Here is a 25,985-nt window from a genome sequence, read left to right as displayed (position 1 = left end):
GAATAAACTCCTTCCTCCACGGGCCGCCCGTTCCGGGATTTATGTTCTTCCAATACTCGATCCAGGTCAATTCGGTCGAAGATAACTGACGTTCCCAAGCGAACCGAATTGAGCCAAGGGCGGAAGTACTTATCGAAGGCGCGGCGCTTGATGCCCAGGTAATGCAACGCCTCCTGGCAATTGAAGCCGCGCTTATCCATCGCTTTCCTTCCGATAGGCCCTGGCCTGATCTGCCACCTCTTTGGCCTTGCGTTTTGCTTCCTGCTCCGGGTCGTTGATTGCGGTGTGGTACTGCCGGTTCTTGAGAGCGAGCTTCTCGGTAATCAAGGTTTCGAAGGGCAATCCCAACTCATATGCTTTCTGCTCGTGGTACAGATAGGCATTCGCTAGGAAATCCTCGGTCCCTTCGTAGAGTTCATGGGCCGGAAAGCCATGCTTCGCCATGTAGGACAGAATTGCGCTGTAGGCGACCTGAAAGAGCTTGTCATCGTTGGGGCTGCGAGTCGGGCTAAAGCGCTTGCTCAGCGGTCCTCCTTTGCCCTCCCAATCAACCGAAGACAGAAGCGCCCACAGGGGGTGAGTCGGCCAGCGTGAGCGGGTTTGATCTGCCTCCTGGGGGAGCGTCAGGCGCAGCCATTCGGTGGTGGCGTAGCTCCACAGGCCATTGAGGTGATTCAAGACCTCTGAGAGCTTGGAAAGGCCTTTCTGGGTCAGGACTTCTCGCTTCAGTTCAAACTCCAGGCGCCAGATTGCCCCTTGTCCGGTCCATCCCGTTTTTTGCCACAGGGGAAGAATCCAATCCTTGCCGCTGACAACGATTTCCAGCAGCTTGTTATAGAGCCGGGCAGAGATGGTGCCGCCGAGGCCAACCGACCAACCGGAGAAGTTGCCGGATACGGCATAGGCATTGATGGACGAGGCCCGAGTTACCCAGGCTTGCCGATCCCAACTTTCCATATCCACCGACGAGACGAAATCGACAAACAAATCGATCCGGCTGACGTTGGCCGACTCCTTGATTTCCCCAAGTTCCGAAAGAATCTCATAAAGGTGCTTTTCGGCTTCCACAGGGCCGACATGGGCCAGGTAGACCGCCGATACCTTCACATAGGCCATAGGCGCTTTATGACCAGGGCGAGATAGCTGAATTCGGAATGCGCCGTCCTCGATGATGTAGGGGAAGAGGGAAGCCCCTTTCTCCTTGACCTCAAAAATGTCTTTCCCGAGCGGTAGCTGAGCTTTTGCGACCTCACCCGGCTCTGTGGATTGGGCAAGGGCTTTTAAAGCCTTGAGGCGTGAATCTGACTCTCGGGAGAGTTCTCCTGGGTAGGAGAGATAAAGACTATCAACACCCCATCGAAGGGCCTTGAAATAGTCATCATTGCAGTTATAGGGTGCTGTGTTACTAGGGGGCGCACCTTGAAAGGCAGGTTCCGCCACTTCTTGTCCCCCGTCCGCCCGCGCTTCGCTCGCGGTGCGGGCGGGGGCCAGGGAAGTGGCGGTAGATTGCTGGCTGGGTTGCGAACCTAGGCCATTGCGGCCTGTTCTGTGCTTCTGTGACATATCCGTTTTCCTTTTGGACTTGCCAGGTGCCGAATGGCCCTGGAACGGATACGGAAGTTATGTTTCGGAAGCTTTGTTCCGAATGCACCGAAGTAAAAACTCAGCGCATTGACATGCCGCCAGTTTTCTGAAATCGCCTGTAGTCAGCTAAGCGCTTCGTCAGGTAATTCGTGTCCTCAATCCGGCATTGGTAAGGGTCTAGACCTATGTCGTCACAGAGATCGAGAATCTCATCGTGTTTTAGCTCATCTAGCCATCCAATGATTTCAAGAATGCCGAACAACATGAACAAGGCGGGATATTGAATTTTCCCCTTTAGGTTGGGGTTCGCTTCTCGATACGCCAAAGATCGCAAAAAAACGACATCGCCTTCGTCTTGGGCTCGTTGTTTCCTGTCAATGAAGTAGGGGTGGTGGGACAAGATGAAACGATCTACCTGTATGGCCTTGCCAAATGCTTCGTCGTCACCTTCCATGGCTCTTTTAACCAGAGAGACAAGTGTGGCCCCATGCGTCATCAATGACAGCGTATTGAAAAAATGTGAGAACACACCGGCAAAGAAGAATGAACTCGCCTTGGTTGCTGCTGCGAACTCATCTTCTGGAAGCGATTGGAGATATTTTTCCTGTTTAAGCCATTCTTCCTCCGAGTCAGGGAAGGTAAGACTTTTAAGAAAGTCGTACTCTCCTTCGCCGTTTCCAATGTCGTTCAAAAAGTTTTCAATTTCTTGTTCAGTCCAGGTGCTGGCCTCTTTGTTGAAGTCGAGAAAGCCTTGCTCCCCCATCAACCCTAGAAAGAGGGCAACTCCTGGTTTTCGTTCGTCATCGTAAAGCTCGACGTAATTAGCAATTTTTTGTCTGATGGTAGCGAATCGCCCTGGGAACGTAACCCGACCACCTTCAGATTTGAGCTCGTTGTATAGCTCTCCATAAAGGCGACGTCCCCCCGTTTTCAGTAGCAGAGGGCTTTAGAGTCCGGGGGTAATTTACCTGATTTCTGGGTGAGTGATTTTGCATAGGCTGCGGGCGTCAAACCGCCCAGGGATTTTTTCGGTCGCTCCTCGTTGTACTCGCGGCGCCAGCCTTCGATGACGACCTGGGCATGGCGCAGGCTGGTGAACCAGTGCTCATTCAGGCATTCATCCCGGAAACGCCCATTGAACGATTCGATATAGGCGTTCTGATTCGGCTTGCCTGGCTCAATGAGAAAGAGTTGGACGCCACGGGCATGCGCCCAGGTCAGCATGGCCCGACTACAGAACTCCTTGCCGTTATCCGTCCGAATGGCCTTGGGCAAGCCTCGCGTCTTGGCCAACTGATCGAGCGTTCGGGTGAGTTGCATGCCGCCGATTGCGCGTTCCGGAACAATCGCAACTGCTTCGTGCGTAGCGTCATCCACAATGGTCAGGCTTTTGATGACTCGTCCTTCCGCCGTCCGGTCGAACACGAAATCCATTGACCAGACCTGATTGGCGGCCGAAGGGCGCTCTAGCGGGTGACGATCCGACACCGGAATCTTCTTCCGCTTTCGCCTTCTCACTTGCAGACCGGCCTCGGCGTAGAGCCGATCCACCCGCTTGTGATTCACCACCAGGCCGGCCTGCCGCAGCTTCAAGTAGATCATCCCGGCACCGTAGCGCCGATGACGTTGGGCGAGCGTGACGATCTTCTCCTTCAAAGCAGCATTGCGATCCGCCGCCGGCTGGTAACGGAATGAACTCGGACTCATGCCAACGAACCGCAATGACTTTCGCTCGCTGAGCCCCTCGTCGATCAGGTAGCGCACCAGATCACGTCGTGACGGTGCGCTCACCACTTTTTTCGCAGAGCTTCCTTAGCGATCTCGTTTTCCAGCATCGTTTCGGCCAACAGCTTCTTCAAGCGCGTGTTTTCCGTTTCGAGCTCCTTGAGCCGCTTAGCGTCCGACACGCTCATTCCGCCAAACTTGCTGCGCCAGAGGTAGTAGCTTGCCTCTGAGAAGGCGTGCTTGCGGCACAACTCCGCTATCGGCATTCCTGCTTCTGCTTCCCGCAGGAAGCCAATGATCTGTTCTTCGGTGAATCGCTTCTTCATGTCCAATCTCCTTGTCGTGGTGAATTGGACTCTAAAGTCAGGCGCTACTCAATTCCGGGGGGACGTCGAAGGGGGAGGCACTGTTTGGCGAAGGAGAAAGCGTAACTTTTTGAAATCACTAATCGAAAAGGTTGAGAAGTAGTAAGAGGACAAGCTTTTGTGATCGGATTTTGACCACCAAAACTTATTGGTCGAGAGCCTTTGGGGGGGCTGCTGCGTGCCCTAAGCGGAAGTGCTTAGTTCAGGAAAGCGGACGCACCTTGGCTATTTATTCGGCCCTAGACGACGCTCGCGATCCTTGTTTTTCGCAATCCACTCGTCAATCTTCTTCCAGTCCTCTTCGAGCTGCGAGCGGGTTTGGTCAATGACATCCTGACCAACTTCTGCACACTCGTAAATGCTTTTTCCTGTTGAACTTTGTGAGACGGTTATTGCGGAATCGTTTGACCCAGCAAGCAGCTTTGGACGTTTGCCGTTAATGCACATCAACCAAACATCAACACTCAACTGTTGCCGTCCGGGCACAATATTCCACGAAACAAGCAGCCCATCGTTGGTCCATACGGTCTTGTAGCTCTTTGGATGGCGTTCGATCCATTTCTGCGCAAATTGCAGGTCATCAAAATGGATCTGGCCTTCTCCGACTACTGTTCTAGAAATTCCAGAACAACCTCCGGTGGATAAGCCGAATGACGGGGCTGCATCATAGATTCCCATACTCCCATACCATCGTTTCTTTCTCGCAACCATATCGCTTTTGAGTTTGCAGCGCTCCCACTCGTAGGTTCTGTCAAACCCCTTACCGGAGGTCACCATTATTGATGTGTTCTCCTTTCTGGCTTCGATTGTTGCCCCCTCTCGCATAACAAGCTCGGTACCCGCGTATGTACTGGTTGGTAGCAGTGCAGCTACAACAACTGAGATAACGGTTCTCATGAGGTGCCTGACCAAAGTCATCATATCGATGCCAACATCCTGCCGTGAATTATTTGGAATATCAAGGTGCGTGGATGAGCGTACGACGAATGGCCGCAATGGGGACTACTCACCGACAGACCGCTCCTGGCCGGTTGCCGCCTCATGCTGGGTGAGTGGAGCTTCCTTGGCCGCTTCGTGCCCTTAGCGGAAATATTGGGCTGGCGAAACCAGACATTCAGGAACGTAGAGGTGACTGGCCTGCGCGGTTTTTAGCGCAGGCCCATGTTGACCGCAGGGCTCGATTTAGGTGGAAGAGCGGAGGCTGAGAGTGGCAAGATGTAATGCCTCGATCACCGACTTGAAACAAGCCTCTGCATCTTCGCTGAGTTTGCGGTTAGCAAATATTGGCTGATCTGGCGGCACCTTGTCTTGGTTGAGAATCGTAAGCAAGGGAGAGACGTGCACAACGCGATGGCGGTAGCGAATGAAGTCTTGCAGGTCACTAAGCGCCTGACTGCCAACCCCTATGTCGCCAAGCTTAATGCCATACGCGGCCTTGTAGGCGCGCTTGACATCATCGTAGTTCTGGAAGTTTATTTTCAGAGCATTGACCACTTCCGTCAGAATTGACGCGTTCGCGGTTACGGCCTTCGTCTCAATTTCTTTCAAGCGATTTGACTCACGTTCTGCTCTTGATGCGAAGGCGGTAAATAGTGCATTCCAATCGGCACCAATACCCTCGGACTCTACTTCAAGCAGTCGTGTCTTGGCATAACTCTCAAGGCCAGTAACTAACATTGAAAGAATGGCACTCGTCTGCACAACTTCGAAAATGAAACCTTCCTCAGACTTCCCCGTCAGAAGGACTTCAATTGCCTTGATTGTGTTTTGCCAAGTTTCAATAGCGGTTGGCGTAAGAACTGATTGGCCATTTTGATGAAAGCGTGCGCCCATTACGTCAACCCCTTCATCGCCAATCTGAAATACAGCTCCGTTACGCCCAATTCTGAAACTGATGGGGGATGGAACCCCTTTGGCAGTCAACAATTCTGACTCTATGCCTCTGGGGGCACAACAAAACATTAACTCTTCCGGTGACCAACTGAATGCCAAGAATGCTTTTTCAAAGTCAGGTAACGGCCCGAGCGGAATTGATGCGACTCGTGTTCCAGTGCCGGGTGACGAATGAAAGAACCGCAGCACACGATCAGCGGTGCGATCAACACGGAAAAAGTGTCCGTTGGCTGGAATTTCAACCAAAACGCCGGCGACTGAGCTTTGTTTGAATGCTTCAGCCGACGAAAATTCAAACGTTATTGTGCCTACCGGAACGCAAATAGCATCGCTGATTTGATGAGCGAGTTCAGATGGAAGGGGCATATAGTTTCCTGATGACCCAACAGCGTTTACACGGAAGCTGGGGGGAATATAAAAATTAATATTGATAACGCGGGATTCGACGGTCTTTGTCCGACAACTAACTGCCAGTTGCTTGGCGTCTATGCGTTCAGTATAGCGGCTCCAATGTACCGGACACCTGTGGATTATTTTCAAGGTAGGGATGGCGGGTACGAGTGGCGGTTTTCCGGCGCTGACCCGAAGGGCTGCTTGTGGCCGACTTGAGTCAGTTGCATCACCTGGTACCGGCCATCACGTGGCTATGGCTGCTTTCTGAAAATCGACCTGACCGGAGCGTGCCCTTTGCGGACATAGGCCAGTTGGGCAAGCGGACACTTAGGAACGTCGAAGTTCAGGGGCGCGCCGCCGATAGGCGGAGCGTTACTCCCCCTTCAACACGTTTATCAAGTTCTCAAGCCTTGCAGGATTCAATGAAAATCGTCTACGATTATTCTACTGCGTAACAAATTCATGTTCGCATGTTGTGCTAGTCCGAGCTAAATCGGCTAGTACCCGCGGGTAGCCAATCAGGCGTAACGGGAATCTCCTTTTGAACTTTACAAGGGGCCCGTATGGCCAAATCTTATCTTTCCGCGCTCCGTCATCAGGCCTTCGAACGCCAAAAGCACCGCTGCCATTACTGTGGATTTCTGATGTGGGAATCAGATCCCGACTCCTTTGCTCGTCATCACGGAATTAGTTCGGCAAATGCCAAACGATTCCAGTGCACAGCGGAGCATCTTGTTGCCAGACAAGACGGGGGTAAGGATACCGCTGCGAACATCGTTGCAGCATGTGCATATTGCAACCACGGTCGGCACAAATGCCAGCCTGCACCATCGCCTGATAGGCTTAAGCAGAAAATTGCAAAGCGACTTGCACGCAATCGCTGGCATCCGCTGCCAGTCGTAACCTGTTTGTCGTTGAGGGCTAACTAAGTTGCGATGAGGAAACCTACTGCTTAGGGAGAGCTCGACGAACGTCGGTATTTGGCCGAACTGAGACGTTTGTCGTGGGGACTTTTTGGGGACTCAGGGGAAAATGACTGGCTAATACTGTGCCAAATGGGGAATCGGGCGGCACTGTGGCTCTAATAAAAACAATAGGTTATAAGCGACTGATCAACTACGAACCAAGGGGTCGGGCGTTCGAATCGCTCCGGGCGCACCAAAAAACTAATCAATCAAGCCAATCTCCGGATTGGCTTTTTTGTTTTTCATGGGGCAAAAATGGGATTCGGCTTCCCGATCTGTGTTTGCTCGATCGATTGGATGTGGCTCCACAACCCTACCATTTCCTCCTGGTTTGTTCTGCGTGTTGCGGCGTCGCTGCGTCGTTCCGGTATTGCCCGGTGCGTCTTCTACTTGTTAGTTGATCCGAATATTTTCATTGTTAATGGTGCAGTGCACAAAAGTTGTTGACAGGTGATTCTCTGTGGCTACAATGGAGTCATGTTGCGGCGCAGCAAAATAAGCTGACCCGCCAGACGCATCCCAACCCTACGGAGATTCAACCATGTTCACCAAGCCCCAAGATTTCGCCAAGTCCGGTTTCAACTTTGCCCTGTTCTTCGCCAACACCGCTTTTGATGGCATCGAGCGTCTGGCCCTGTTGAACCTGGCCGCTGCCCGTTCCATGTTCGAAGTTTCGCTGTCCAACATCGAAAGCCTGCTCGGCGCCAAGGATGTTCAATCCTTCGTCAGCCTGCACAAGGAACTCTCCACCCCGTCCATCGAGAAGGGCCTCGAGTACTCGCGTAACGTGATCTCGATCGCTTCCGAAACCAAGGACAAGATCGCCAAGGAAGTGGAAGTTCACGTTGCCGACACCAGCGCCAAGGTTTCCGGCCTGGTCGAAAAGGCCCTGGCTGCTGCCCCGGCTGGTTCCGAAGTTGCCGTTGCTGCCGTCAAGACCGCCATCAAGTCGGCCAACGAAGCTTACGAAGGCCTGAACAAGGTTGCCAAGCAAGCTGCTGAAGTTGCCGAAGCCAGCGTTGCCGCTGCCACTTCCGCCACCATCAAGGCTGCTGCTGTTGCCGCCCCGAAGGCTGCCGGCAAGAAGGCTGCCTAAGCCAGCATGAATCGATGAAGCCGGAGCCAGTCTGCGGTTTCTGACAAAAAGCCCTTGGTAACAAGGGCTTTTTTACTTTTTGATTGGAGTTTTCGCGATGCCGCATACCCACGCCGCCAGCAAGGCCGAGGCCATTCACGAGGCGCTCGAGCATTTTGTCGAAGAGCAGCACCACCAGCCCGATGCGCATGAAAAGGCGCGTCTCGTCTCCGATACCATCAAGGAATGGGAACACGAGCAGGTCGAGGAAATGCACGCCGCCAAGGCTGCCTGATCCGCTTTGTAGCGGTCGACCAGCAAAAACGGGGCAAAATGCCCCGTTTTTTGTTGCGCTAAGAATCCTTGGCGCGTCTCTTCGGTGGCGGGGTTCGGCAACTTCAATAAGCGATAAATCGAGCGTAAACATCGAGTCACTGCGCTACAAGGGAAATCGCCAATACCCTTCACGCCGGGCAGCAGTGCAATAATCCCGCCCTATGGAAATCCTCATCGAAATCATCCTCAAGGCTGGCCGTTCGGCCGTCGAGCTGTCGCTCTTCGTGTTGCTGCCGGTCATGGTTGTCATGCTCTCGCTGATGCGTCTGCTCGAAGCGCGCGGTGTGCTGGACTGGGTGGTTGCCCGCCTGGCGCCCTTGCTCAAGCCGTTCGGGCTGACCGGACTGGGCGTTTTTGCAGCCTTGCAGATCAATTTCGTCAGCTTCGCCGCGCCGATGGCGACGCTGACCATGATGGAGCAGCGCGGTGCGTCGGATCGCCATATCGCGGCGACGCTGGCCATGGTCTTCGCGATGTCGCAGGCCAATGCGGCGCTGCCGATGATGACCATGGGCCTTGATCTCGCGCTGACCTTGATCTATTCCCTGATCGGCGGCCTGGCCGCGGCGGCGGCGACCTATTACCTGTTCGGGCGCTCGCTGTCGGGTGTCGAGGGCAAGCTCGACGAGCATCTGGCGCATCCGGTGGCGGAGAGTGCCAAGGGCATTCTCGACGTGATCAACCGGGCCGGCGCCGAAGCCTTCAGGCTGGCGACCGGGGCGATTCCGATGCTGGTGCTGTCGCTGGTCATCGTCACCGCGCTGCGTGTTTCCGGCGCCATCGACGGCCTGACCCACCTGCTGGCGCCCATGCTGACGGCGCTTTCGATCGACAGTGCGCTGATCCTGCCGACCCTGACCAAGTACATCGCCGGCGGTACGGCGATGATGGGCGTCATGGACGACATGCGCAAAGCCGGCCAGATCAGCGTCGAACTGCTCAATGCCAGTGCCGGCTTCCTGATTTCGCCCTTCGATCTGCCCGGTGTGGCGGTGCTGATCTCGGCCGGGCCGCGCATTGCCGCGGTCTGGAAACCGGCCGCGCTCGGCGCTTGCGTCGGCATTGCGGTACGCACGGCGGGGCATATACTGGCGGCCTGAGAACAGGGATGGTCAGATGAAAATACGAAAAATTGCCGGGTTGACCGCTGCGGCCTGCGCCGCGCTGTGTTTTGGCATGTCGGCAACGGCAGCAACGAATATTCTCGGCTTCGACGACATGTCCTGCGCCACCTGGATCAAGTCCAAGGACGATCCCGATCAACGCAATGCCTACATTTCCTGGCTGCGCGGCTTTTTGACCGGCCACAATTACGCCTTGCCGAACCAGCAGGTGTCCACCATTTCCAGCGGCACGATCGACGCCAAGATCAGCCAGTATTGCAAGGAAAACCGGGACAGCAATATCAGCGAAGGGGTGATGCGCCTGAGCGACCAGTTTTCCGGGCGCAACCAGCCGATCCGGAAATAGCTTGGCAGCGCTTTTCCGGCTGCACGCCGAGGTCGACCGCCGCGTCGCCAGCATCCGCGAGAACCGGCCCGACTGGCTGTGCGGCAAGGGCTGCGACGGCTGTTGCCAGCGCCTCGCCGAAATCCCGCAACTGCATGCCGCCGAGTGGTATCTGCTACGCCAGGGCCTGGCCGGGCTGACGCCGCAGCATCTGCAGCAGATTGACGCCGCCATGGCAGTCCTCGCCAGCCAGACGGCGCGGCCGCTGACCTGTCCGCTGCTTGACCGGGCAAGCGGCGCCTGCCCGGTCTATGCGCAGCGCCCGGTAGCCTGTCGCACCTACGGCTTCTACGTGCAGCGCGACAAGGGCGTCTATTGCACGCAAATCGAGGCGCAGGTCGATGCTGGCGCCTTGTCCGATGTCGTCTGGGGCAATCATGATGCGGTGGATCAGAGTCTGGCCGGCCTTGGTGAGCGGCGTCCGCTGACCGAGTGGTACGCCGAATGGCGCGCGGAGCGCTAGTCTTTCAGGCGCGGTAGAAAACGGCGAGCCAGACGGTAGTGCGCCCGGCGGGCGTCCAGTCGACGCGATGCCGGCGGTGTGGCGCGATATTGACGTAGTCGCCGGCCTGCAGATGGCGGGCTTCGGCTTCGTCGGCAAAGCGCAGTTTTGCTTCACCTTCGAGCACGACCACCCATTCGCCCTCGGCCTGGTCGTACCAGAAATCCGGTGGGCTGCACTGGCCGGTGGAAACAATGCGCTCGATGCGCAGATCGGGGAGGGCAAGCAGTTCGGCGAATTGCTCGGCCGCTACGGGAGCGGCCGGCAATCCGGCGAACAGGTTGGGTTGTGGCGTCACACGCCTTGCTTGAGGCTGGCCTCGATGAACGGATCGAGGTCGCCGTCGAGTACGCCCTGGGTATTGCCGGTTTCGTGGTTGGTGCGCAGATCCTTGATACGGCTCTGGTCGAGCACGTAGGAACGGATCTGGTGGCCCCAGCCGATGTCGGACTTGGCGTCTTCGAGCTTCTGCTGTTCGGCTTGCTGCTTGCGCAGTTCGAACTCGTAGATGCGGGCGCGCAGCATCTGCCAGGCTTCGTCGCGGTTGCGGTGCTGCGAACGGTCGTTCTGGCACTGCACGACGATGCCGGTCGGGACGTGCGTCAGACGCACGGCGGAGTCGGTCTTGTTGATGTGCTGACCGCCGGCGCCGGAAGCGCGGTAGGTGTCGGTACGCACGTCGGCCGGGTTGATGTTGATCTCGATCGAGTCATCGACTTCCGGGAACACGAACACCGAGGTGAAGCTGGTGTGGCGGCGCGCGGCGGAGTCGAACGGCGACTTGCGGACCAGGCGGTGAATGCCGGTCTCGGTGCGCAGCGTGCCGTAGGCGTAATCGCCGGTGAATTTGACGGTGGCGCTCTTCAGGCCGGCAACGTCGCCTTCCGACTCTTCCATGACCTCAACGGTGAAGCCCTTCTTTTCGCCGTATTTCAGGTACATGCGCAACAGCATCGAGGCCCAGTCCTGGGCTTCCGTGCCGCCGGCGCCGGCCTGGATTTCCAGGAAGCAGGGCATCGGGTCGGACGGGTTGTTGAACATGCGGCGGAATTCGAGGGCGGCGACCTTGGCTTCCAGGCCGGCGTTGTCGGCCTCGACGGAGAGCAGGGTGTCTTCGTCGCCGTCTTCCTTGCCCATGTCGAACAGTTCGCGCCCATCGTTGATGCCGGCGTCGACTTCTTCGAGCACCAGCACGATGTTTTCCAGGGTTTTCTTTTCCTTGCCCAGTTCCTGGGCGCGCTTGGCGTCATCCCAAATCTTGGGATCTTCCATCTCTTGCGTGAGAAGGGTCAGGCGTTCGCGTTTCTGATCGTAGTCAAAGATACCTCCGAAGCTCGGCGGCGCGCTGCGCCAGATCCTCGAGCTTGTTGGAGATGCTGTTGATGTGTTCGGCTTCCATGTGACCAGTTCCAGTGCATTGCAAAGGCGTGATTATAGCTGGCAGGCGACTGCTTTCCGACCGGATTGTGCGTCTGACGCGCCCGGTCGCGCCTGTCCGGGCCGTCGGCTGGCCAGTGTCGGGCCGGGCGGAGGCATCCGCTGCGGCCGTTCCGGTGCGGGCCTGAAGGCGTGCGGCAGCGGCTGTTCAGCTTGGCGCGGCGGTGTGATCTCGTGGCTGTCGCGCCAGTGGTCGACGTCTCTTGGAGGGCAGGTTTCGCAAAGAGGGCAACTTTATTGCCGGTCCGTATGTCGGAGGGATGGAGGGGGTGTTCCCGGTTTTGGGGTAGGCAGGACTCTGTCATGCACCAGGCTGGCGCTACCTGCGCTGTCATGGTGCGTGCCGGGGTGAAAAGCCGTTGTTTTTGGCGGTCGACCGATAGAAAACTTCAAAAGTGCCAAATTTGTGGCGGGCAGGGTTTTTGCTCTGTGAGAACGGTTCCTGATCAAACTTATCCTTTCGTGAAAGATATCGTGCCTTCTCCTGGTTTTCTCCCTGTCCTTCGCAAACGTCGTGACTCCGCATGGAGCGACATCGACAGTGAACGTGTGTTGCAGGTGCTGGTGCACAATCTCGAGGGCATGGTCTTTCGCTGCGCGGTCGACGAACAATGGACCCTGCACTTTGTCAGCGATGCCAGCCGCGAGCTGACCGGTTACTGCCCTGACGAGCTCGAGAACAACAAGGTCGTCTCGCTCGAGATGATTACCCATCCGGATGACCGGGCGCGCGTCCGCCAGGTGATCGTTGCGGCGATGAACGGGAGCGGTCGCTATCGCCTGCAATACCGCCTGCTGCACCGCGACGGCCGGGAAATATGGGTGCTTGAACGCGGCTCCGTCGTGCTCGACGAGCAGGGACGGCGCGTGGTCGAAGGTTTCATCGAGGACATCACCGAGCAATTGCTCAGCCAGCGCCAGCTGGCCGATGCCGAGCTGCGCTATCGCAGCATCTTCGAAGACTCGGTGATCGGCATGTTCCAGACCTCGATCGACGGTCATTACCTGGCCGCCAACCTGGCGCTGGCCCGTCTTTACGGCTATGAAACGCCCGCCACCCTGATCGCCGGGCTGTCCGACATTGCCACCCGGCTCTACGTCGCACCCGGCCGGCGCGAGGAATTCAAGCAGCGCATCCGCGATACCGGGCGCGTCACCGATTTCGAATCCGAGGTCTATTGCCGCGACGGCAGCCGCATCTGGATTTCCGAGAACGCCCACGTCGTGTATAGCCCGGAAGGTGAGGCGCTCTATTACGAAGGCACGGTCGAGGATGTCACGGCGCAGCACAACTATCGGCAGCAACTCGAATACCAGGCAACGCACGATCCGCTGACCGGCCTGCCCAACCGCAATCTGTTGCAGGACCGCCTGCAGCAGTTGCTGCGTCTGGCGCAGCGCAAGGGCACGCACGGCACGCTGGCCTTCGTCGATCTCGACAACTTCAAGTTTGTGAACGACAGCCTCGGTCACGGCGCCGGCGACGAATTGCTGGTCGAAGCTGCCAAGCGGCTCAAGGCCTGCCTGCGCGAATCGGATACCGTGGCGCGTTATGGCGGCGACGAGTTCGTGCTCATCCTCGGCGATTACGGCGGCCTCAGCGACACGCTGCAGATCCTGCACCGCATTCAGGAGGCCGTCGCCGAGCCGATCATGCTCGACGGCCATGAAGTGCGCGTCAATTGCAGCATCGGCGTCAGCGTCTATCCGGACGACGGCGAGGATCTCGAAGCGTTGCTCCGCCATGCCGACGCGGCGATGCACCACGCCAAGCAACTGGGCAAGGGGCAGTTCCAGTTCTACACCGAATCACTGAATGCCGCAGCGCGCGATCGCCTGGCGCTCGACTCGGCCTTGCGCCGTGCGGTCGAGCAGGAAGAACTGTACGTCGTCTATCAGCCCAAGGTCGATGCGCGCGGCCGCGCCTTCGGTTTCGAGGCGCTGGTGCGCTGGGACAGCGAGGAATTCGGCAGTGTTTCGCCGGTCAAGTTCATCCCGCTTGCCGAGGAAACCGGTTTGATTTCGCAACTGACCTGGTTCGTCATGCGCCAGGCCTGTCACGAAGCGGCCGGCTGGCGGGCGGCGGGATATCGTGATCTGCATGTGGCGGTCAATATCTCGCCCAGCCTGTTCCGCGAAAATGATCTGGCGGCGCTGGTCCGTTCGGTGCTCGACGAAGCCGGCCTGCCGCCGGCCAATCTCGAACTGGAAATCACCGAAGGCATGCTGATGGGCGACGTGCAGCGGGCGCTCGCCGTGCTGCACGAACTGAAGGCGATGGGCGTCATCATCGCGATCGACGACTTTGGTACCGGCTACTCCTCGCTCGCCTACCTGAAGCGCTTCCCGATCGACATTCTCAAGGTCGATCGTTCCTTCGTCATGGAATGCGACACCGGTGCCGAAGCCACCGCGATCACGCGTGCCATCGTCTCGCTGGCGCACAGCCTGAACCTGCGTGTCGTTGCCGAAGGCGTCGAGAAGCCGTCGCAACTTGCCGTGCTCAATGCGCTGGGTTGCGAGGAGTTCCAAGGTTACCTGTTCGCGCGGCCGCTGTCGGCCGGTGCCGCCGCCGAATTTTTGCTGACGGCCCGCTAGCACGGCTTAGCGATCGAGCAGCCGGGAAACGGCCGCCGCAAAGTCGTCGACCGTTGCGGCCGGCCTGATTTCCGGATGCGCCTCGTCGCCCGGCCGGAACTTGCCGGTGCGCACCAGCAGGCCGGGAATGCCGGCGGCCTGCGCGCCGCCGATGTCGTCGCTGAGGTCGTCGCCGATCAGTACGGCATTTTCCGGCGCGACGCCGAGCTCGGCCAACGCCGATAAAAAGAACGGTGCCGCCGGCTTGCCGACCACTTCCGCCTTGACGCCGCTGCTGTATTCCAGGCCGGCGACGTAGGCGCCCATGTCCAGCGTCAGGCCGTCCTTTTCCTTGAAATAGCGGTTGCGCGCCATGACGATCAGCGGTCGACCCTGCATCAGCAGACGAAATGCCGTGTTCAGCGCGGCATAGGTGAAATGCTCGCCGGCATCGCCGAGCACCACGGCATCGGGGTCGGCGTGGCTGGCGCCGATTTCGTCGGCGATATCGGGATGTATCAGGTAATGCGGACGCAGGCCGCGTTGCTCGACCAGATGGCGGGTTGCGTGCACGGCCGTCTGCACTTCCTCCGGTGCGATGGCGAAGCCCATCTGTTGCAGGTTGGCGACGATGCGTCGGCGCGGCGAGCGCGTTGTATTGGTCAAAAAGCGCAGCGCCAGGCCGCTGGCGCGCAGTCGCTGCAAGGCTTCGACGGCGCCGGGAATCGCCTGCTCGTCGATATGCAGAACGCCGGCCAGATCGATCAGGACGGCTTGCGGGCGGCTCGGCAGTGGCATGGTGATTTCTCCCGGCGGGATTTTCTTGATGGAACACATGCCGTTATTTTAGTTCCCGGCGTCATCGAAGCGGGCGGACACGCCTGCGTTTTCGGGCGTAGAATGCAAGTGCTGCATTGCAGCATCCGGCGTTTCCGGGCTGGCCCGGGGCGTTTTCCGGCTGCCAGCTTTCGAGTGGGCGTAGTCGAACCACCAGGATCAGATCATGAAACACATGCTCACCATCGACGGTAACGAAGCCGTCGCACACGTGGCCTTCCGCATTTCCGAAGTGATCGCCATTTACCCGATCACCCCTTCGTCCGGCATGGGCGAACTGTCCGACGAATGGGCGGCACAGGGCAAGGCCAATATCTGGGGCAGCGTCCCGAAAGTCGTCGAACTGCAATCCGAAGGCGGCGCCGCCGGCACCGTGCATGGCGCGCTGCAGGCCGGCGCGCTGGCGACGACCTTCACGGCCTCGCAAGGCCTGCTGCTGATGATCCCGAACATGTACAAGATCGCCGGCGAACTGACGCCGACGGTGTTTCATGTCGCCGCGCGCGCCCTGGCGACGCATGCGCTGTCGATCTTCGGCGACCATTCCGACGTGATGTCCACGCGCGCCACCGGCTTCGCGCTGCTTTCCTCCAACTCGGTGCAGGAAGCGCACGACATGGCGGCCATCGCCACCGCCGCGACGCTGGCCGGACGCATTCCGGTGCTGCATTTCTTCGACGGTTTCCGCACCTCGCACGAGGTTGCCAAGATCCAGACGGTCGACGACGCCGTTTTGCACAAAATGCTGCCGCAGGAGCGCATTGTCGAGTTGCGCGGCCGCGCGCTGTCGCCGGAACACCCGGTGCTGCGCGGCACGTCGCAGAATCCGGACGTTTTCTTCCAGGCGCGCGAGGCGCAGAACCCGTGGTTCGACGCCTTCCCGGACATCGTTCAGGAAGCCATGGACGAATTCGGCAAGCTCACCGGTCGACCCTATAAATTGTTCGATTATGTCGGTGCGCCCGACGCCGAGCGCGTCATCATCCTGATGGGTTCCGGCGCCGAAACCGTGCAGGAAACGGTCGCCCACATGAATCGCCGCGGCGAGAAGGTCGGGCTGCTCAAGGTCCGCCTGTTCCGCCCCTGGGCGCCGGCTGCCTTGCTCGCCGCCTTGCCGGCGACGACGCGCCAGATTGCTGTGCTCGACCGCTGCAAGGAACCGGGCGCCGCCGGCGAACCGCTCTACAAGGACGTCCTGGTGGCGCTGGCCGAAGATGCCAGCAATGAAGCACCGCGCTTCGCCACCATGCTGCGCGTGATCGGCGGGCGTTACGGCCTGGGTTCCAAGGAATTCAATCCGGCCATGGTTTTGGCCGTTTTTGCCGCGTTGACCGAGCCGGCGCCGAAACGCCGCTTCACGGTCGGTATTGCCGACGATGTGACCGGCCTGTCGCTGCCCTTCGACGCCAGCTTCCGCAGCGACGCCACCGCCGAAACCTTTGCCGCCGTGTTCTACGGTCTGGGTTCGGATGGCACGGTGTCGGCCAACAAGAATTCGATCAAGATCATCGGCGACGAAACCGAGCTCTATGCGCAAGGTTATTTCGTCTACGACTCCAAGAAGTCGGGCGCGATGACCGTTTCGCACCTGCGTTTCGGGCCGCAACCCATCCGTTCGGCCTACCTGACCGGCGACGGCGACGCCAAGTTCATCGCCTGCCACCAGCCGCATTTTGTCGAAACGCATGATCTGCTGGCGCATGCCGCGCCGGGCGCCGTTTTCCTGCTCAATACGCATCTGCCGCCGGAGCGCGTCTTCGCGACGCTGCCGCTTGCCATGCAGCGCCGGATGATCGAAAAGCAGATCCGCTTCTACGTCATCGACGCTTATCAGGTGGCGCAGGAGGCCGACATGGGCCGGCGCATCAATACCGTGATGCAGACCTGCTTCTTCGCCATTTCCGGCATCCTGCCGCAGGAAGACGCGATTGCCGCGATCAAGCATGCGGTCGAGAAAACCTACGGTCGCAAGGGCCGGCGCATTGCCGAACTGAATTACCGCGCCATCGACAAGACGCTGGCCTGCCTGAACCAGGTGGTTTTGCCCGCAGAAACGACGTCGACCGCTACGCCGGACGCCGCCATTGTCGGCCAGCCGCTGACCGATTTCGTGCGCAAGCTGACCTTGCCGATGATCGCCGGCCATGGCGACAGCCTGCCGGTTTCGCTGTTCCCGGTCGATGGTACCTGGCCGACCGGCACCGCCAAGTACGAAAAGCGCAATCTGGCGCTGCAGATCCCGGTGCTCGAAACCGATCTGTGTACGCAATGTGGCAAGTGCGTCTTCGTCTGCCCGCATTCGGCGATCCGCGCCAAGGCCTTCCCGGCTGAACTGGCCGAGAACGCGCCTGCGACGTTCAAGCACATGGCGCCGCGCAGCAAGGATTACCCGGCAAGCTGGAACATCAGCTACCAGGTGGCGCCCGAGGATTGCACGGGCTGCACACTGTGCGTCGAAGTCTGCCCGATCCGCGACAAGTCCAATGTCTCGCGCAAGGCCCTGAACATGGCCGAGCAGCCGCCGCTGCGCGCCCAGGAAGCCGAGAACTGGGAATTCTTCCTCAAGCTGCCCGACTACGACCGGCGCATCGTCAAGCGCGGCACCGTGCCCGGCGCCATGCTGTTGCCACCGCTCTTCGAGTTTTCCGGCGCCTGCGTCGGCTGTGGCGAAACGCCGTACATCCGCCTCGCCACGCAACTGTTCGGCGACCGCATGCTGGTCGCCAACGCCACCGGCTGTTCGTCGATCTACGGCGGCAACCTGCCGACCACGCCGTACACGACCAACGCCGAGGGCAGGGGGCCGGCCTGGAACAATTCGTTGTTCGAGGACAATGCCGAATTCGGGCTCGGCATGCGCCTGGCCACCGATCAGCTGGCCGATGCGGCGCGCACGCAATTGAAGGCGCTGGCGCTGGAAGTCGGCGACGAGGTGGTGGCCGCCTTGCTACACGCCGACCAATCGACCGAAGCCGGCATCCATGAGCAGCGCGAGCGCGTTGCGGCATTGCAGGCCAAGCTCGGCCACCTCGCGACGCCGGCCGCCGCTTCGCTTTCGGCGATTGCCGAAAACCTGGTGCGGCGCAGCGTCTGGATCATCGGCGGCGACGGCTGGGCCTACGACATCGGCTTCGGCGGCCTCGACCATGTGCTGTCGTCGGGCGCGGACGTCAATATCCTGGTGCTCGATACCGAGGTCTATTCCAACACCGGCGGCCAGAACTCCAAGGCGACGCCGCGCGGCGCCGTCGCCAAGTTCGCGGCGAGCGGCCAGAACAACCGCAAGAAGGACCTGGCGCGCATCGCGATGGACTACGAAAACGTCTTCGTCGCCAAGGTCGCCTACGGCGCCAAGGACACGCACACGCTGAAGGCCTTCATCGACGCCGAAAGCTATCCCGGCGTCTCGATCATCATCGCCTACAGCCCGTGCATCGCGCACGGCGTCGACATGTCGCACAACCACAGCCAGCAGGACCTGGCGGTCAAATCCGGCCACTGGCCGTTGCTGCGCTACGATCCGCGCCGCCGCGAGCAGGGCGCCAATCCGCTGTCGGTCGATAGTGCCGCGCCGAGCGTACCGTTCAGGGATTTCGCCAAAAACGAGGCGCGCTTCACCGTGCTCGAACGCCAGCATCCGGAAGCCGCCGCCCGCTTCATGGACCAGGCCGAAAGCGACGCCCGCCTGCGTCACCAGGAATACGTCGAACTGGCCGGCCTGTTGCTGCCGGAAACGATGATCGCTGAACAGAAGGCCGCCAGCGCCGAAAACAAGGGAGAGCCCAATGCCTGATTTGTCCACCACCTACCTCGGGCTCAAGCTCAAGAATCCGCTGGTTCCTTCCTCGACGCCGCTCAGTCGCCAGATCGATCCCATCCTGCACCTCGAGGATGCCGGCGCCGCGGCCATCGTCATGCACTCGCTGTTCGAGGAAGACGTGCGCAACGACGAGCGCATGATCGACCGCTTCCTGATCACGCCCGACGCCTTCGGCGAATCGGCCGGCCACCTGCCGGGCCGCCACGACTACGTCAGCAAGCTCGACACCTATCTCGAGCAGATCACGCAACTCAAGGCGCGCCTGGAAATCCCGGTGGTTGCCAGCCTCAACGGCTCCTCGCTCAACGGCTGGGTCGAACTCGGCCAGGAAATGCAGGCGGCCGGCGCCGACGCGCTCGAACTCAACGCCTGGTACATGCCGGGCGACCCGGAAATCCCGGGCGATGCGCTCGAAGAACGCTATCTCGGCCTGCTCCAGGAATTGAAGGATCAGGTCGGCATCCCGGTCAGCATGAAGCTGTCGCCCTTCTTTTCGTCGCTGCCCAACTTCGTGCGCCGCGCCGAGCAGGCCGGCGCTGCCGGCATCTCGCTGTTCAACCGCTTCTTCCAGCCCGACATTGATTTAGCCACTTTGAAAGTGGTCGACCGTGTGCAGCTTTCGACCTCGGCCGACACCCTGCTCACCATGCGCTGGATCGCCATCCTGCGCGGCCGCAGCAAACTGAGCCTGGCCGCCAGCGGCGGCGTGCACACGGCAGACGACGCCCTGAAAATGCTGCTCGCCGGCGCCGACGTCGTACACATGGCCAGCGCCCTGCTCGTCGGCGGCCCGCCGGCGCTGATGGAAGTGCTCGACGGCATCTCTCGCTGGATGGAAAAGGGCGAATACGCGTCGGTTGCGCAACTCAAAGGCTCGATGAGCCAGCAAAACCTGCCCGACCCGAGCGCCTTCGCACGGGCGGCCTACCTCAATGCGCTGGATTCGTTTACGCCGCCGGCGGGAGTGATGTACTGAGTCGGGGATTTCGCCGGTGTGGGGGTTGTTGCATGGAGATGGATCAATTCGCTTCCCGGCGGAATACGACTGGATAACTGGCTTTTTACCCACTTCGTCTCCTTGATCATGATCAGCCTCGAATTTTTGATTACCTCCCTGATCGTCGTCCTCATCCCCGGCACCGGCGTCATCTACACCGTCTCCACCGGCCTCGTCGCCGGGCGGCGGGCGGGTCTGTTTGCGGCCTTGGGTTGTACGCTCGGGATCGTGCCGCATCTGCTGGCGACGGTGCTCGGGCTGGCGGCGCTGCTGCACAGCAGCGCGCTGGCTTTCCAGGCGCTGAAATATGCCGGCGTGGCTTATTTGTTCTATGTCGCCTGGGCGACCTGGCGCGACCGTTCGGCGTTTGCCGTCGAGGCGGGGCAGGTGGCGCGCAGTTCGGCGTCGGCCGTGGTGATCAAGGCTTTCCTGCTCAATATCCTCAATCCCAAGCTGACCATTTTCTTCCTCGCCTTCCTGCCACAATTCGTGGCGCCGGGCGCGGCGCGGCCCTTGCTGCAGTTGTTCGCGCTGAGCGGCGTTTTCATGGCGATGACCTTTGTCGTGTTCGTCGCCTACGGCTTGCTGGCGCATGCCTTCCGCCATGCGGTGATCGAGTCGCCGCGCGTGCAGGCCTGGCTGCGGCGCGGTTTTGCCGCCGCCTTTGTCGGGCTGGGGGCGAATCTGGCCTGGTCGGAGAAGTGAGGCGGCTGCCGAAAGGGCCTTAGCCGCCTGCGGCAGCGTTGGTTTCTTCCGTGTCCGGGGCATCCGGGCTACAGGGCAGGAAGAGGGTGAAGGTGCTGCCCTTTCCGGGTTCGCTGTCCACCTTGATCCGGCCGCCGTGTTTTTCGATGATGCCGTAGGAAAGCGACAGGCCGAGCCCGGTTCCCTTGCCGACCGGCTTGGTGGTGAAGAAGGGGTCGAATATCCTGGCCTGGATTTCCGGCGCCATGCCGCAGCCGCTGTCGCTGACGGCGATCCAGGCTTCTTCGGCGGTGCAGCCGCTAGTCAGCGTGATGGTGCCGCGCTGGGCGATGGCCTGGGCGGCATTGACCAGCAGGTTCATGAAGACCTGGTTGATCTGCGACGAGCGGCAGCGTACCCGGGGCAGGGTGCCGTAGGCGCGGATTACTTCGGCCTTGTACTTGATCTCGTTCCAGACGACGTTCAGGGTGCTTTCCAGGCCGGCGTGCAGATCGGTCCATTCGTAGCTGTCATCGCCGGTGCGCGAGAAGTCGCGCAGGTCCTGGACGATCTTGCGGACGCGGGCGGTGCCGTCGATCGATTCGCTGATCAGGCTGGGGATGTCGTCGCGGATGAAGTCGAGATCGGCCTGGCGGCAGATTTCCTGGAGAGCGGCGCGGGTCTGCGGCTGCTCGGCGAGCAGGGGGGCGATGCCGGCCTGCATGTCGTCGAGCAACTTGAGTAGTTTGCCGACGTAGCCTTGCAGGGTGCCCAGGTTGGAATTGACGAACCCGATCGGGTTGTTGATTTCATGGGCGACCCCGGCCGCCAGCTGGCCGATCGAGGCGAGCTTTTCCGATTGCAGGAGTTGGTTGTGGGCTTCTTCGAGACGGTGAATCAGTGTCCGCTGCTCTTCCTTTTCGCGTTGCAGGGCGTGGTTGATATTCTCGTTTTCACGCAGGGCTTCTTCCAGTTCGTGCGTGCGTTCCCGGACCTGTTTTTCGAGGGTGACGGCGGTCTGGAACATGCCGAAGTCGGAGGCCCGGGCGCTCATGTCGCGTTCCGCCCGATTCATCAGGGCGGTGATGATCTTGTTGAGGCGGACGATTTCGCCCTGCAGGGCGGATATTTCCGGCGGGCTGCTCGGCTCAGACATTATTTTTTCCAGTCCGGCGAGCCGATGGCGATGCCGGTAAAGGTCTGGTTGACGTGTACGCTGCCGTATTGCTCGCCGTAGGTGCTGAAGCCGACCGCGTTATTGCGCATGAATTCGGCACCGGCTTTTTCCTTGAGGTTTTTCTGGGTGATTTCCTGGTTGCGCAGGATGCAGTCGCAGCCCAGGGTCAGCAAGGGGGGGCCGATTTCCTTGCGGATGCCGTCGAAGGCTTCGACCAGGTTGGCGAGCAGGTCGGCACCGCGCGCGACGCGCAGGATCAGCCCCTCCTCGATGGCGCAATAAAAGCGCAGGCTGCCATCCGGGTTGGCTTGCTGGATCGAGCGCACATAGTCGGTACCATCAATCACGACGACGACCGGAGTCGCCGCAAAGTGGGCGGCATCGAGCTCGGCGTGTTTGATGCCGAGGATGCGGGCGTATTCGTCGGCCGCCGGCAGGCCGTTGATCTCCTTGACGATGCGGTGCTCGGCGTCGGCTTCGGTGACGACCAGTCTTTCCTGGTCGCTGATGAAGTGCTGTGTCTTGAACATCCGGAAGGGGAGTGGCGTGCTGAGCAGAAGCAGCACGGCGCTGTCGGTATGGAAGGCGCCGTCGTGAAAAACCCAGGTGTGGACAAACTTGAGATCGTCGCCGGCCGAACCGCCGCACAGCGGGATGCCGCGCAGGGCCGATTGCAGCGTATGCACGACCGGCTCCTCGCGAATCGAGAGGCCGTCGATCATCAGGAAGGCAAAGGTGTTTGCCTGGTGGTCGTGTGCGGTCAGTTCTTCCAGTTGCTGCGTCAGGTCCTGAGTGAAGGCCTGGCCGCGGGCGTTGGTGAAATTCTGCAGATCGGGCAGCAGGCCGGAGACCGCCTTGCCGCCAGTAGCGGAAAAGCTGAAGCCGGACAGGCTGTGGTCACGATAGCCGGCCGGCCCGATTTCGCCGGCGGTGGTGCAGCCGATGACGCGGACACCGGCAAACAGGCGGTTCAGAGCTTCGGCCAGGCGCTCGAGGTCGTAGTTGCTGGAGCAGAAAAAGACGACCAGCGCCATGTCCGGCTGGCTGAGTGCGGCGTGGAGTTCGCTTGCCGCCTGTTGTGGATCGGTGGCGCAACTGTGGGCCGTGCGGATGGAATTGCGACTATCCATGATCATTGTCTCCCGGCCGTAACGGCCTGCTTTTTTGCCGATTATCCGATCCCCGCCGGCTTTGTCCAGCTTTTGTTGGCGCGCCAGCGGTCGACCGCCTGGAATCAGTGAATTTGGGGCGCCGCCTTCGGTCGCTTGTTTATACGCCGTTTCTGTTCGCCATGACGATGGCGCCGCTTGGTTTGGTGGTGCCGGTTCGCGGGTTGTTGATGCCGCTTGGCGCGGTGCCACCTTGTTTGCCTGCACGCGAGAAGTGCGGTTTTTTCCCGTTCTGCATGCGCCGGGCGAATTTTCCTGTTTCTTGATTTCGTGCCCGATTACCTCGCCAACACCGGCCCCGATGGCGGTGTTCTGGTCCTGGGCCGACATGCCGGAGCAGGCGGAGAGATCGAGCGAAGGGGGGGCAAGAACGCGGATGTTGCTGTTGCGCATGGGGTGCCCTTTTCCTGAAATCGGGCAAGTGATTTTCGGTCGGTAGCAAGCAGTGCTGATGCGATTTTTGGCCGTTGAAGTCTTTGGTTGCAAATCAGCACGGCAGGCGTTTTCTTTCCTGTATTGCTCAATGGCAGCTTGCGCCCAACCCGCAACCCGTTCGGTGTGGCGGCGCATGAGTCCCCTGTCTGTGCTCGGTCAATGCTTTGCGATTTGTCGCGCTGCGGCAGTCGGCCCGGAAAAGGCTGTAGGATTACGGCCAATATTGATCACGCCAGTGGGCTTCAGGGGGATGAAATGAAGGTCTGTCACGCCAATCGCTACAATTTTTATCAAGTGCTGGAGCGGGTGTTCTATGCCCAGAACATCAAGCCCAAAGTCATGGAGCTGGGCGTTCTGCGGGGCGAGAATGCGTTGCACATGCACAAGGTTCTTGCACCGGAGCTTCTGGTGCTGGTCGATAGCTGGAGCATGTCGGCTGCCGAGGCCTACTGTCCGTTTCCCGAGTTGCCGGCATGGGTCGATTCGCTGGACAAGTACGCTTCCTATTACGGCGGCTCAATGCACGAACAGGCGACCTATGACCGGTTGTTCGAGGAGTGTCAGGCCCGCTTCGTGGGGCTGCCCAATATCCATTTCATCCGCTCCGATACGGCTGGCGCATTGAAGCGTATCCAGCCGGAAACCGGTGTCGAGAAATTCGAGCTGATCTACATCGATGCCAATCACCAGTACGAGTACATCCTGCACGATCTGATGACTTATCAGGACCTGGTGGCCGATGAAGGCTGCATGGTGCTGAACGATTGCTGCCACAGCCTGCTCGGTACCCGCCAGAATCTCGGGGTGCTGGAAGCGGTGACCAGTTTTATCAAGCGCAGCAATTTCGTGCCGGTGGCACTGACCAATACCGACTGGTCGGATCTGATCCTGGTTCGTCGCGGCAGCATGATCGAGCAGTTGATCGATCACGTGATAACCAATTCGGACATCGCCTTTGTCGATGTGCCGCACCAGTTGCTGCCGGCGGCGCGTGTCGTGCAGGGGCAGCAGCGGGTCAATATCAGCTTCGTCTAGCGGACTGCCGGTGCTTGCCGGCACCGGATAGGGCGGCTGGGTTTCCGGTCTCGACCGACAATGAAAATGGCGCAGCAAGCTGCGCCATTTTCATGTCTTTCCAGGCGTCGACCGCCTGGCGCCGCTTTAGCGGGTGACTTTGAGCAATTCCACCTCGAAGGTCAGCGTTGCGTTGGGCGGGACGGCGCCGCCGGCGCCGCGCGAGCCGTAGGCGATTTCGGGCGGGCAGATCAGCTTGGCCTTGCCGCCTTCGCGCATCTTGGAGACGCCTTCGGTCCAGCACGGGATGACGCGGCTGAGCGGGAAGCTGGCCGGTTCGCCGCGCTTGTAGGAACTGTCGAATTCGGTGCCGTTGGCCAGCGTGCCACGGTAATGCACCTGCACGGTGGCGGCCGGCGTCGCCTGCTGGCCGCTGCCGTCCTTGAGCGATTCGTAGATCAGGCCGGACGGCGTGTGTTCCGGGGCGCCGGCGTAGGCGGCGCTGCTCACGGCAACGAGGGCGCTCAGGGCGATTTTGTGCAGCAGGTTCATGTTTTCTCCAGCGGTTGGGTTGAGGCCGCCAACTTACCGCGCGGCGGCTTGCCGGGCAAGCTTTTCGGGGATTTCAGGCGGCTTTTTCCCAGGTTTTCGGCCGAGCCGGTTCAGCCCCAGCGAAAGCAGGATGACGCCGCCGCCGGCCGCGAGGCGCGGCAGGTCGGCGTCGCGGTTCCAGATCAGCACATTGACCAGCAGGCCGGCCGGGACGTGCAGTTCGTTCATGATGGCGAGCGTGCCGGCGTCGACCTTGGTGCTGCCCTTGACCCACCAGAACATGCCGAGCGCCGTCGCGAACACGCCCATCCAGGCGAGCACGCCCCACTGGATGGCGCTCTGCGGTAAACGCGCCGGATTGCCGAAAATCAGGAAGGACGGCACGGCGAGCAGCATCGCGCCGAGAAAGAAGTGGCCGAACAGGCGGTGCAATGCTTCTTCGGTCGGGTAGCGGGCGAGCAACTGGCGGCACAGCACCTGGCCGGCGGCGAAGGCGGCGTTGGCGATCTGCAGCAGGACGAAGCCGAGCAGGTAGTCGCCGGTCAGCGGCTGGAAGCGGATCAGGATGCCACCGCCGACCGCGACGCCGGCCGCGAGCAGCGCCCAGGCATTGAAGCGGCGGGCCAGCGCGTCGTCGAGCAGGGTGACGTAGATCGGCGTCAGCACCGTGAACAGCAGCACTTCGGGTACGGTCAACACGGCAAAACTGCGATAAAGGCAGAGATAGGTGACGCCGAACTGCAGCGCGCCGGCCAGCCAGAGGCCGCCGATCAGGCGCTGCGGCAGGCCACGCCAGCGCAGCAGCGGCACGAAGATGGCGGCGGCGATGGCAACGCGCACCAGCACGGCGAAATCGCTGTCCACCTGGCCGGCCAGGTAAACGCCGATCAGGCTGAACGAGAACGCCCAGAGGACGGTGACGACAATCAGGTAGGGCAC

Annotated in this window: 24 protein-coding genes; 11 read left to right on the top strand and 13 right to left on the bottom strand. The window is 60.1% G+C overall.

Features of this window, described 5'->3' with window-relative positions; translation table 11 throughout:
• Positions 1–192: 192 nt before the first annotated feature.
• From KIG99_RS01285 to KIG99_RS01265, 5 genes are all read right to left on the bottom strand, one after another.
• Complete coding sequence (locus KIG99_RS01285; protein WP_226458418.1) at positions 193–1,563, bottom strand: replication initiation factor; 1,371 nt, start codon at positions 1,561–1,563, stop codon at positions 193–195.
• A gap of 100 nt (positions 1,564–1,663) precedes the next feature.
• Positions 1,664–2,347, bottom strand: coding sequence for a hypothetical protein (locus KIG99_RS01280; protein ID WP_226458417.1), 684 nt, complete (start codon positions 2,345–2,347; stop codon positions 1,664–1,666).
• A 167-nt stretch (positions 2,348–2,514) separates the two neighbouring features.
• A protein-coding gene (locus tag KIG99_RS01275) for an IS3 family transposase (protein WP_226458416.1) occupies positions 2,515–3,635 on the bottom strand; the annotation gives its coding sequence in 2 pieces (ribosomal slippage) (positions 2,515–3,383 and positions 3,383–3,635; 1,122 coding nt in all).
• Positions 3,636–3,899: 264 nt separating this feature from the next.
• Positions 3,900–4,571, bottom strand: a complete 672-nt coding sequence (locus KIG99_RS01270) for a hypothetical protein (RefSeq protein ID WP_226458415.1) — start codon at positions 4,569–4,571, stop codon at positions 3,900–3,902.
• A gap of 285 nt (positions 4,572–4,856) precedes the next feature.
• Complete coding sequence (locus KIG99_RS01265; protein ID WP_226458414.1) at positions 4,857–5,933, bottom strand: hypothetical protein; 1,077 nt, start codon at positions 5,931–5,933, stop codon at positions 4,857–4,859.
• Between the two features lie 590 nt (positions 5,934–6,523).
• Between KIG99_RS01265 and KIG99_RS20830 the strand changes: the two genes are divergently transcribed.
• The 6 genes from KIG99_RS20830 to KIG99_RS01235 all read left to right on the top strand — a co-directional run bounded on the left by KIG99_RS20830 (position 6,524) and on the right by KIG99_RS01235 (position 10,308).
• Positions 6,524–6,889: an HNH endonuclease gene (locus tag KIG99_RS20830; RefSeq protein WP_404817868.1), complete on the top strand. Its 366-nt coding sequence runs from the start codon at positions 6,524–6,526 to the stop codon at positions 6,887–6,889.
• Positions 6,890–7,466: 577 nt separating this feature from the next.
• Positions 7,467–8,021: a phasin family protein gene (locus KIG99_RS01255; RefSeq protein ID WP_226458413.1), complete on the top strand. Its 555-nt coding sequence runs from the start codon at positions 7,467–7,469 to the stop codon at positions 8,019–8,021.
• Between the two features lie 97 nt (positions 8,022–8,118).
• Positions 8,119–8,295, top strand: a complete 177-nt coding sequence (locus KIG99_RS01250) for a hypothetical protein (protein WP_226440246.1) — start codon at positions 8,119–8,121, stop codon at positions 8,293–8,295.
• 202 nt (positions 8,296–8,497) lie between these two features.
• A complete protein-coding gene (locus tag KIG99_RS01245; RefSeq protein WP_226458412.1) occupies positions 8,498–9,436 on the top strand; it encodes a nucleoside recognition domain-containing protein in 939 nt (312 codons plus the stop codon).
• 16 nt (positions 9,437–9,452) lie between these two features.
• Positions 9,453–9,806 (top strand): HdeA/HdeB family chaperone, encoded by a 354-nt coding sequence (locus KIG99_RS01240; protein ID WP_226458411.1) that lies wholly within the window; start codon positions 9,453–9,455, stop codon positions 9,804–9,806.
• A gap of 1 nt (position 9,807) precedes the next feature.
• Positions 9,808–10,308: a YkgJ family cysteine cluster protein gene (locus KIG99_RS01235; protein ID WP_226458410.1), complete on the top strand. Its 501-nt coding sequence runs from the start codon at positions 9,808–9,810 to the stop codon at positions 10,306–10,308.
• Positions 10,309–10,312: 4 nt separating this feature from the next.
• Here the strand turns inward: KIG99_RS01235 and KIG99_RS01230 are convergent, their stop codons facing one another.
• Both KIG99_RS01230 and prfB read right to left on the bottom strand, forming a co-directional pair.
• The gene (locus KIG99_RS01230) at positions 10,313–10,645 is read right to left on the bottom strand and encodes a cupin domain-containing protein (RefSeq protein WP_226458409.1); all 333 of its coding nucleotides are present in this window, start codon (positions 10,643–10,645) and stop codon (positions 10,313–10,315) included.
• Positions 10,642–11,746 (bottom strand): peptide chain release factor 2 gene (gene prfB / locus KIG99_RS01225; RefSeq protein ID WP_226458408.1). Its coding sequence is split into 2 segments (ribosomal slippage): positions 10,642–11,664 and positions 11,666–11,746, totalling 1,104 coding nucleotides; the frame shifts between segments, so codons are not numbered across the junction. The genes KIG99_RS01230 and prfB overlap by 4 nt, the downstream gene beginning before the upstream one ends.
• Positions 11,747–12,348: 602 nt before the next feature.
• Here prfB and KIG99_RS01220 point away from each other — a divergent pair.
• Positions 12,349–14,382 (top strand): sensor domain-containing protein, encoded by a 2,034-nt coding sequence (locus KIG99_RS01220; protein WP_319002350.1) that lies wholly within the window; start codon positions 12,349–12,351, stop codon positions 14,380–14,382.
• Between the two features lie 6 nt (positions 14,383–14,388).
• Here KIG99_RS01220 and KIG99_RS01215 read toward each other — a convergent pair whose 3' ends face one another.
• On the bottom strand, positions 14,389–15,159 hold the full coding sequence (locus KIG99_RS01215) for a TIGR01458 family HAD-type hydrolase (protein WP_226458407.1): 771 nt from the start codon (positions 15,157–15,159) through the stop codon (positions 14,389–14,391).
• 205 nt (positions 15,160–15,364) lie between these two features.
• On the opposite strand from KIG99_RS01215, the gene nifJ reads away from it, so the two are divergent.
• From nifJ to KIG99_RS01200, 3 genes are all read left to right on the top strand, one after another.
• Positions 15,365–18,991, top strand: a complete 3,627-nt coding sequence (nifJ, locus tag KIG99_RS01210; protein ID WP_226458406.1) for a pyruvate:ferredoxin (flavodoxin) oxidoreductase — start codon at positions 15,365–15,367, stop codon at positions 18,989–18,991.
• Positions 18,984–19,994 (top strand): dihydroorotate dehydrogenase-like protein, encoded by a 1,011-nt coding sequence (locus tag KIG99_RS01205; protein WP_226458405.1) that lies wholly within the window; start codon positions 18,984–18,986, stop codon positions 19,992–19,994. The genes nifJ and KIG99_RS01205 overlap by 8 nt, the downstream gene beginning before the upstream one ends.
• Before the next feature lie 108 nt (positions 19,995–20,102).
• On the top strand, positions 20,103–20,720 hold the full coding sequence (locus tag KIG99_RS01200) for a LysE family translocator (RefSeq protein WP_226458403.1): 618 nt from the start codon (positions 20,103–20,105) through the stop codon (positions 20,718–20,720).
• 19 nt (positions 20,721–20,739) lie between these two features.
• Here the strand turns inward: KIG99_RS01200 and KIG99_RS01195 are convergent, their stop codons facing one another.
• The 3 genes from KIG99_RS01195 to KIG99_RS01185 all read right to left on the bottom strand — a co-directional run bounded on the left by KIG99_RS01195 (position 20,740) and on the right by KIG99_RS01185 (position 23,283).
• On the bottom strand, positions 20,740–21,855 hold the full coding sequence (locus tag KIG99_RS01195) for an ATP-binding protein (RefSeq protein WP_226458402.1): 1,116 nt from the start codon (positions 21,853–21,855) through the stop codon (positions 20,740–20,742).
• Entirely contained in the window at positions 21,855–23,006 is a 1,152-nt protein-coding gene (nosP, locus tag KIG99_RS01190) for a nitric oxide-sensing protein NosP (protein WP_226458401.1), read from the bottom strand. Before nosP ends, KIG99_RS01195 begins: the two co-directional genes overlap by 1 nt.
• A gap of 139 nt (positions 23,007–23,145) precedes the next feature.
• On the bottom strand, positions 23,146–23,283 hold the full coding sequence (locus KIG99_RS01185; RefSeq protein WP_226458400.1) for a hypothetical protein: 138 nt from the start codon (positions 23,281–23,283) through the stop codon (positions 23,146–23,148).
• Between the two features lie 452 nt (positions 23,284–23,735).
• Here KIG99_RS01185 and KIG99_RS01180 point away from each other — a divergent pair, with 452 nt between their 5' ends.
• Positions 23,736–24,515, top strand: a complete 780-nt coding sequence (locus KIG99_RS01180) for a class I SAM-dependent methyltransferase (protein ID WP_226458399.1) — start codon at positions 23,736–23,738, stop codon at positions 24,513–24,515.
• Between the two features lie 126 nt (positions 24,516–24,641).
• Here the strand turns inward: KIG99_RS01180 and KIG99_RS01175 are convergent, their stop codons facing one another.
• Together KIG99_RS01175 and KIG99_RS01170 are read right to left on the bottom strand one after the other, a co-directional pair.
• On the bottom strand, positions 24,642–25,046 hold the full coding sequence (locus KIG99_RS01175; RefSeq protein WP_226458398.1) for an FKBP-type peptidyl-prolyl cis-trans isomerase: 405 nt from the start codon (positions 25,044–25,046) through the stop codon (positions 24,642–24,644).
• Between the two features lie 33 nt (positions 25,047–25,079).
• On the bottom strand, positions 25,080–25,985 hold the full coding sequence (locus KIG99_RS01170; RefSeq protein ID WP_226458397.1) for a DMT family transporter: 906 nt from the start codon (positions 25,983–25,985) through the stop codon (positions 25,080–25,082).

It is taken from the genome of Quatrionicoccus australiensis (assembly GCF_020510425.1).
Classification (GTDB): Bacteria; Pseudomonadota; Gammaproteobacteria; order Burkholderiales; family Rhodocyclaceae; genus Azonexus; species Azonexus australiensis_A.
Note: the sequence above shows the minus strand (reverse complement) of the source record. Positions and strands in the feature narration are given on the sequence as shown.

Excerpts from the sequence above, each read along its gene's own strand:
- KIG99_RS01285 (WP_226458418.1), bottom strand. The coding sequence starts at position 1,563 with ATGTCACAGAAGCACAGAACAGGCCGCAATGGCCTAGGTTCGCAACCC.
- KIG99_RS01280 (WP_226458417.1), bottom strand. The coding sequence starts at position 2,347 with ATGGGGGAGCAAGGCTTTCTCGACTTCAACAAAGAGGCCAGCACCTGG.
- KIG99_RS01270 (WP_226458415.1), bottom strand. The coding sequence starts at position 4,571 with ATGAGAACCGTTATCTCAGTTGTTGTAGCTGCACTGCTACCAACCAGT.
- KIG99_RS01265 (WP_226458414.1), bottom strand. The coding sequence starts at position 5,933 with ATGCCCCTTCCATCTGAACTCGCTCATCAAATCAGCGATGCTATTTGC.
- KIG99_RS20830 (WP_404817868.1), top strand. The coding sequence starts at position 6,524 with ATGGCCAAATCTTATCTTTCCGCGCTCCGTCATCAGGCCTTCGAACGC.
- KIG99_RS01255 (WP_226458413.1), top strand. The coding sequence starts at position 7,467 with ATGTTCACCAAGCCCCAAGATTTCGCCAAGTCCGGTTTCAACTTTGCC.
- KIG99_RS01250 (WP_226440246.1), top strand. The coding sequence starts at position 8,119 with ATGCCGCATACCCACGCCGCCAGCAAGGCCGAGGCCATTCACGAGGCG.
- KIG99_RS01245 (WP_226458412.1), top strand. The coding sequence starts at position 8,498 with ATGGAAATCCTCATCGAAATCATCCTCAAGGCTGGCCGTTCGGCCGTC.
- KIG99_RS01240 (WP_226458411.1), top strand. The coding sequence starts at position 9,453 with ATGAAAATACGAAAAATTGCCGGGTTGACCGCTGCGGCCTGCGCCGCG.
- KIG99_RS01215 (WP_226458407.1), bottom strand. The coding sequence starts at position 15,159 with ATGCCACTGCCGAGCCGCCCGCAAGCCGTCCTGATCGATCTGGCCGGC.
- nifJ (WP_226458406.1), top strand. The coding sequence starts at position 15,365 with ATGAAACACATGCTCACCATCGACGGTAACGAAGCCGTCGCACACGTG.
- KIG99_RS01205 (WP_226458405.1), top strand. The coding sequence starts at position 18,984 with ATGCCTGATTTGTCCACCACCTACCTCGGGCTCAAGCTCAAGAATCCG.
- KIG99_RS01200 (WP_226458403.1), top strand. The coding sequence starts at position 20,103 with ATGATCAGCCTCGAATTTTTGATTACCTCCCTGATCGTCGTCCTCATC.
- KIG99_RS01195 (WP_226458402.1), bottom strand. The coding sequence starts at position 21,855 with ATGTCTGAGCCGAGCAGCCCGCCGGAAATATCCGCCCTGCAGGGCGAA.
- nosP (WP_226458401.1), bottom strand. The coding sequence starts at position 23,006 with ATGGATAGTCGCAATTCCATCCGCACGGCCCACAGTTGCGCCACCGAT.
- KIG99_RS01185 (WP_226458400.1), bottom strand. The coding sequence starts at position 23,283 with ATGCAGAACGGGAAAAAACCGCACTTCTCGCGTGCAGGCAAACAAGGT.
- KIG99_RS01180 (WP_226458399.1), top strand. The coding sequence starts at position 23,736 with ATGAAGGTCTGTCACGCCAATCGCTACAATTTTTATCAAGTGCTGGAG.
- KIG99_RS01175 (WP_226458398.1), bottom strand. The coding sequence starts at position 25,046 with ATGAACCTGCTGCACAAAATCGCCCTGAGCGCCCTCGTTGCCGTGAGC.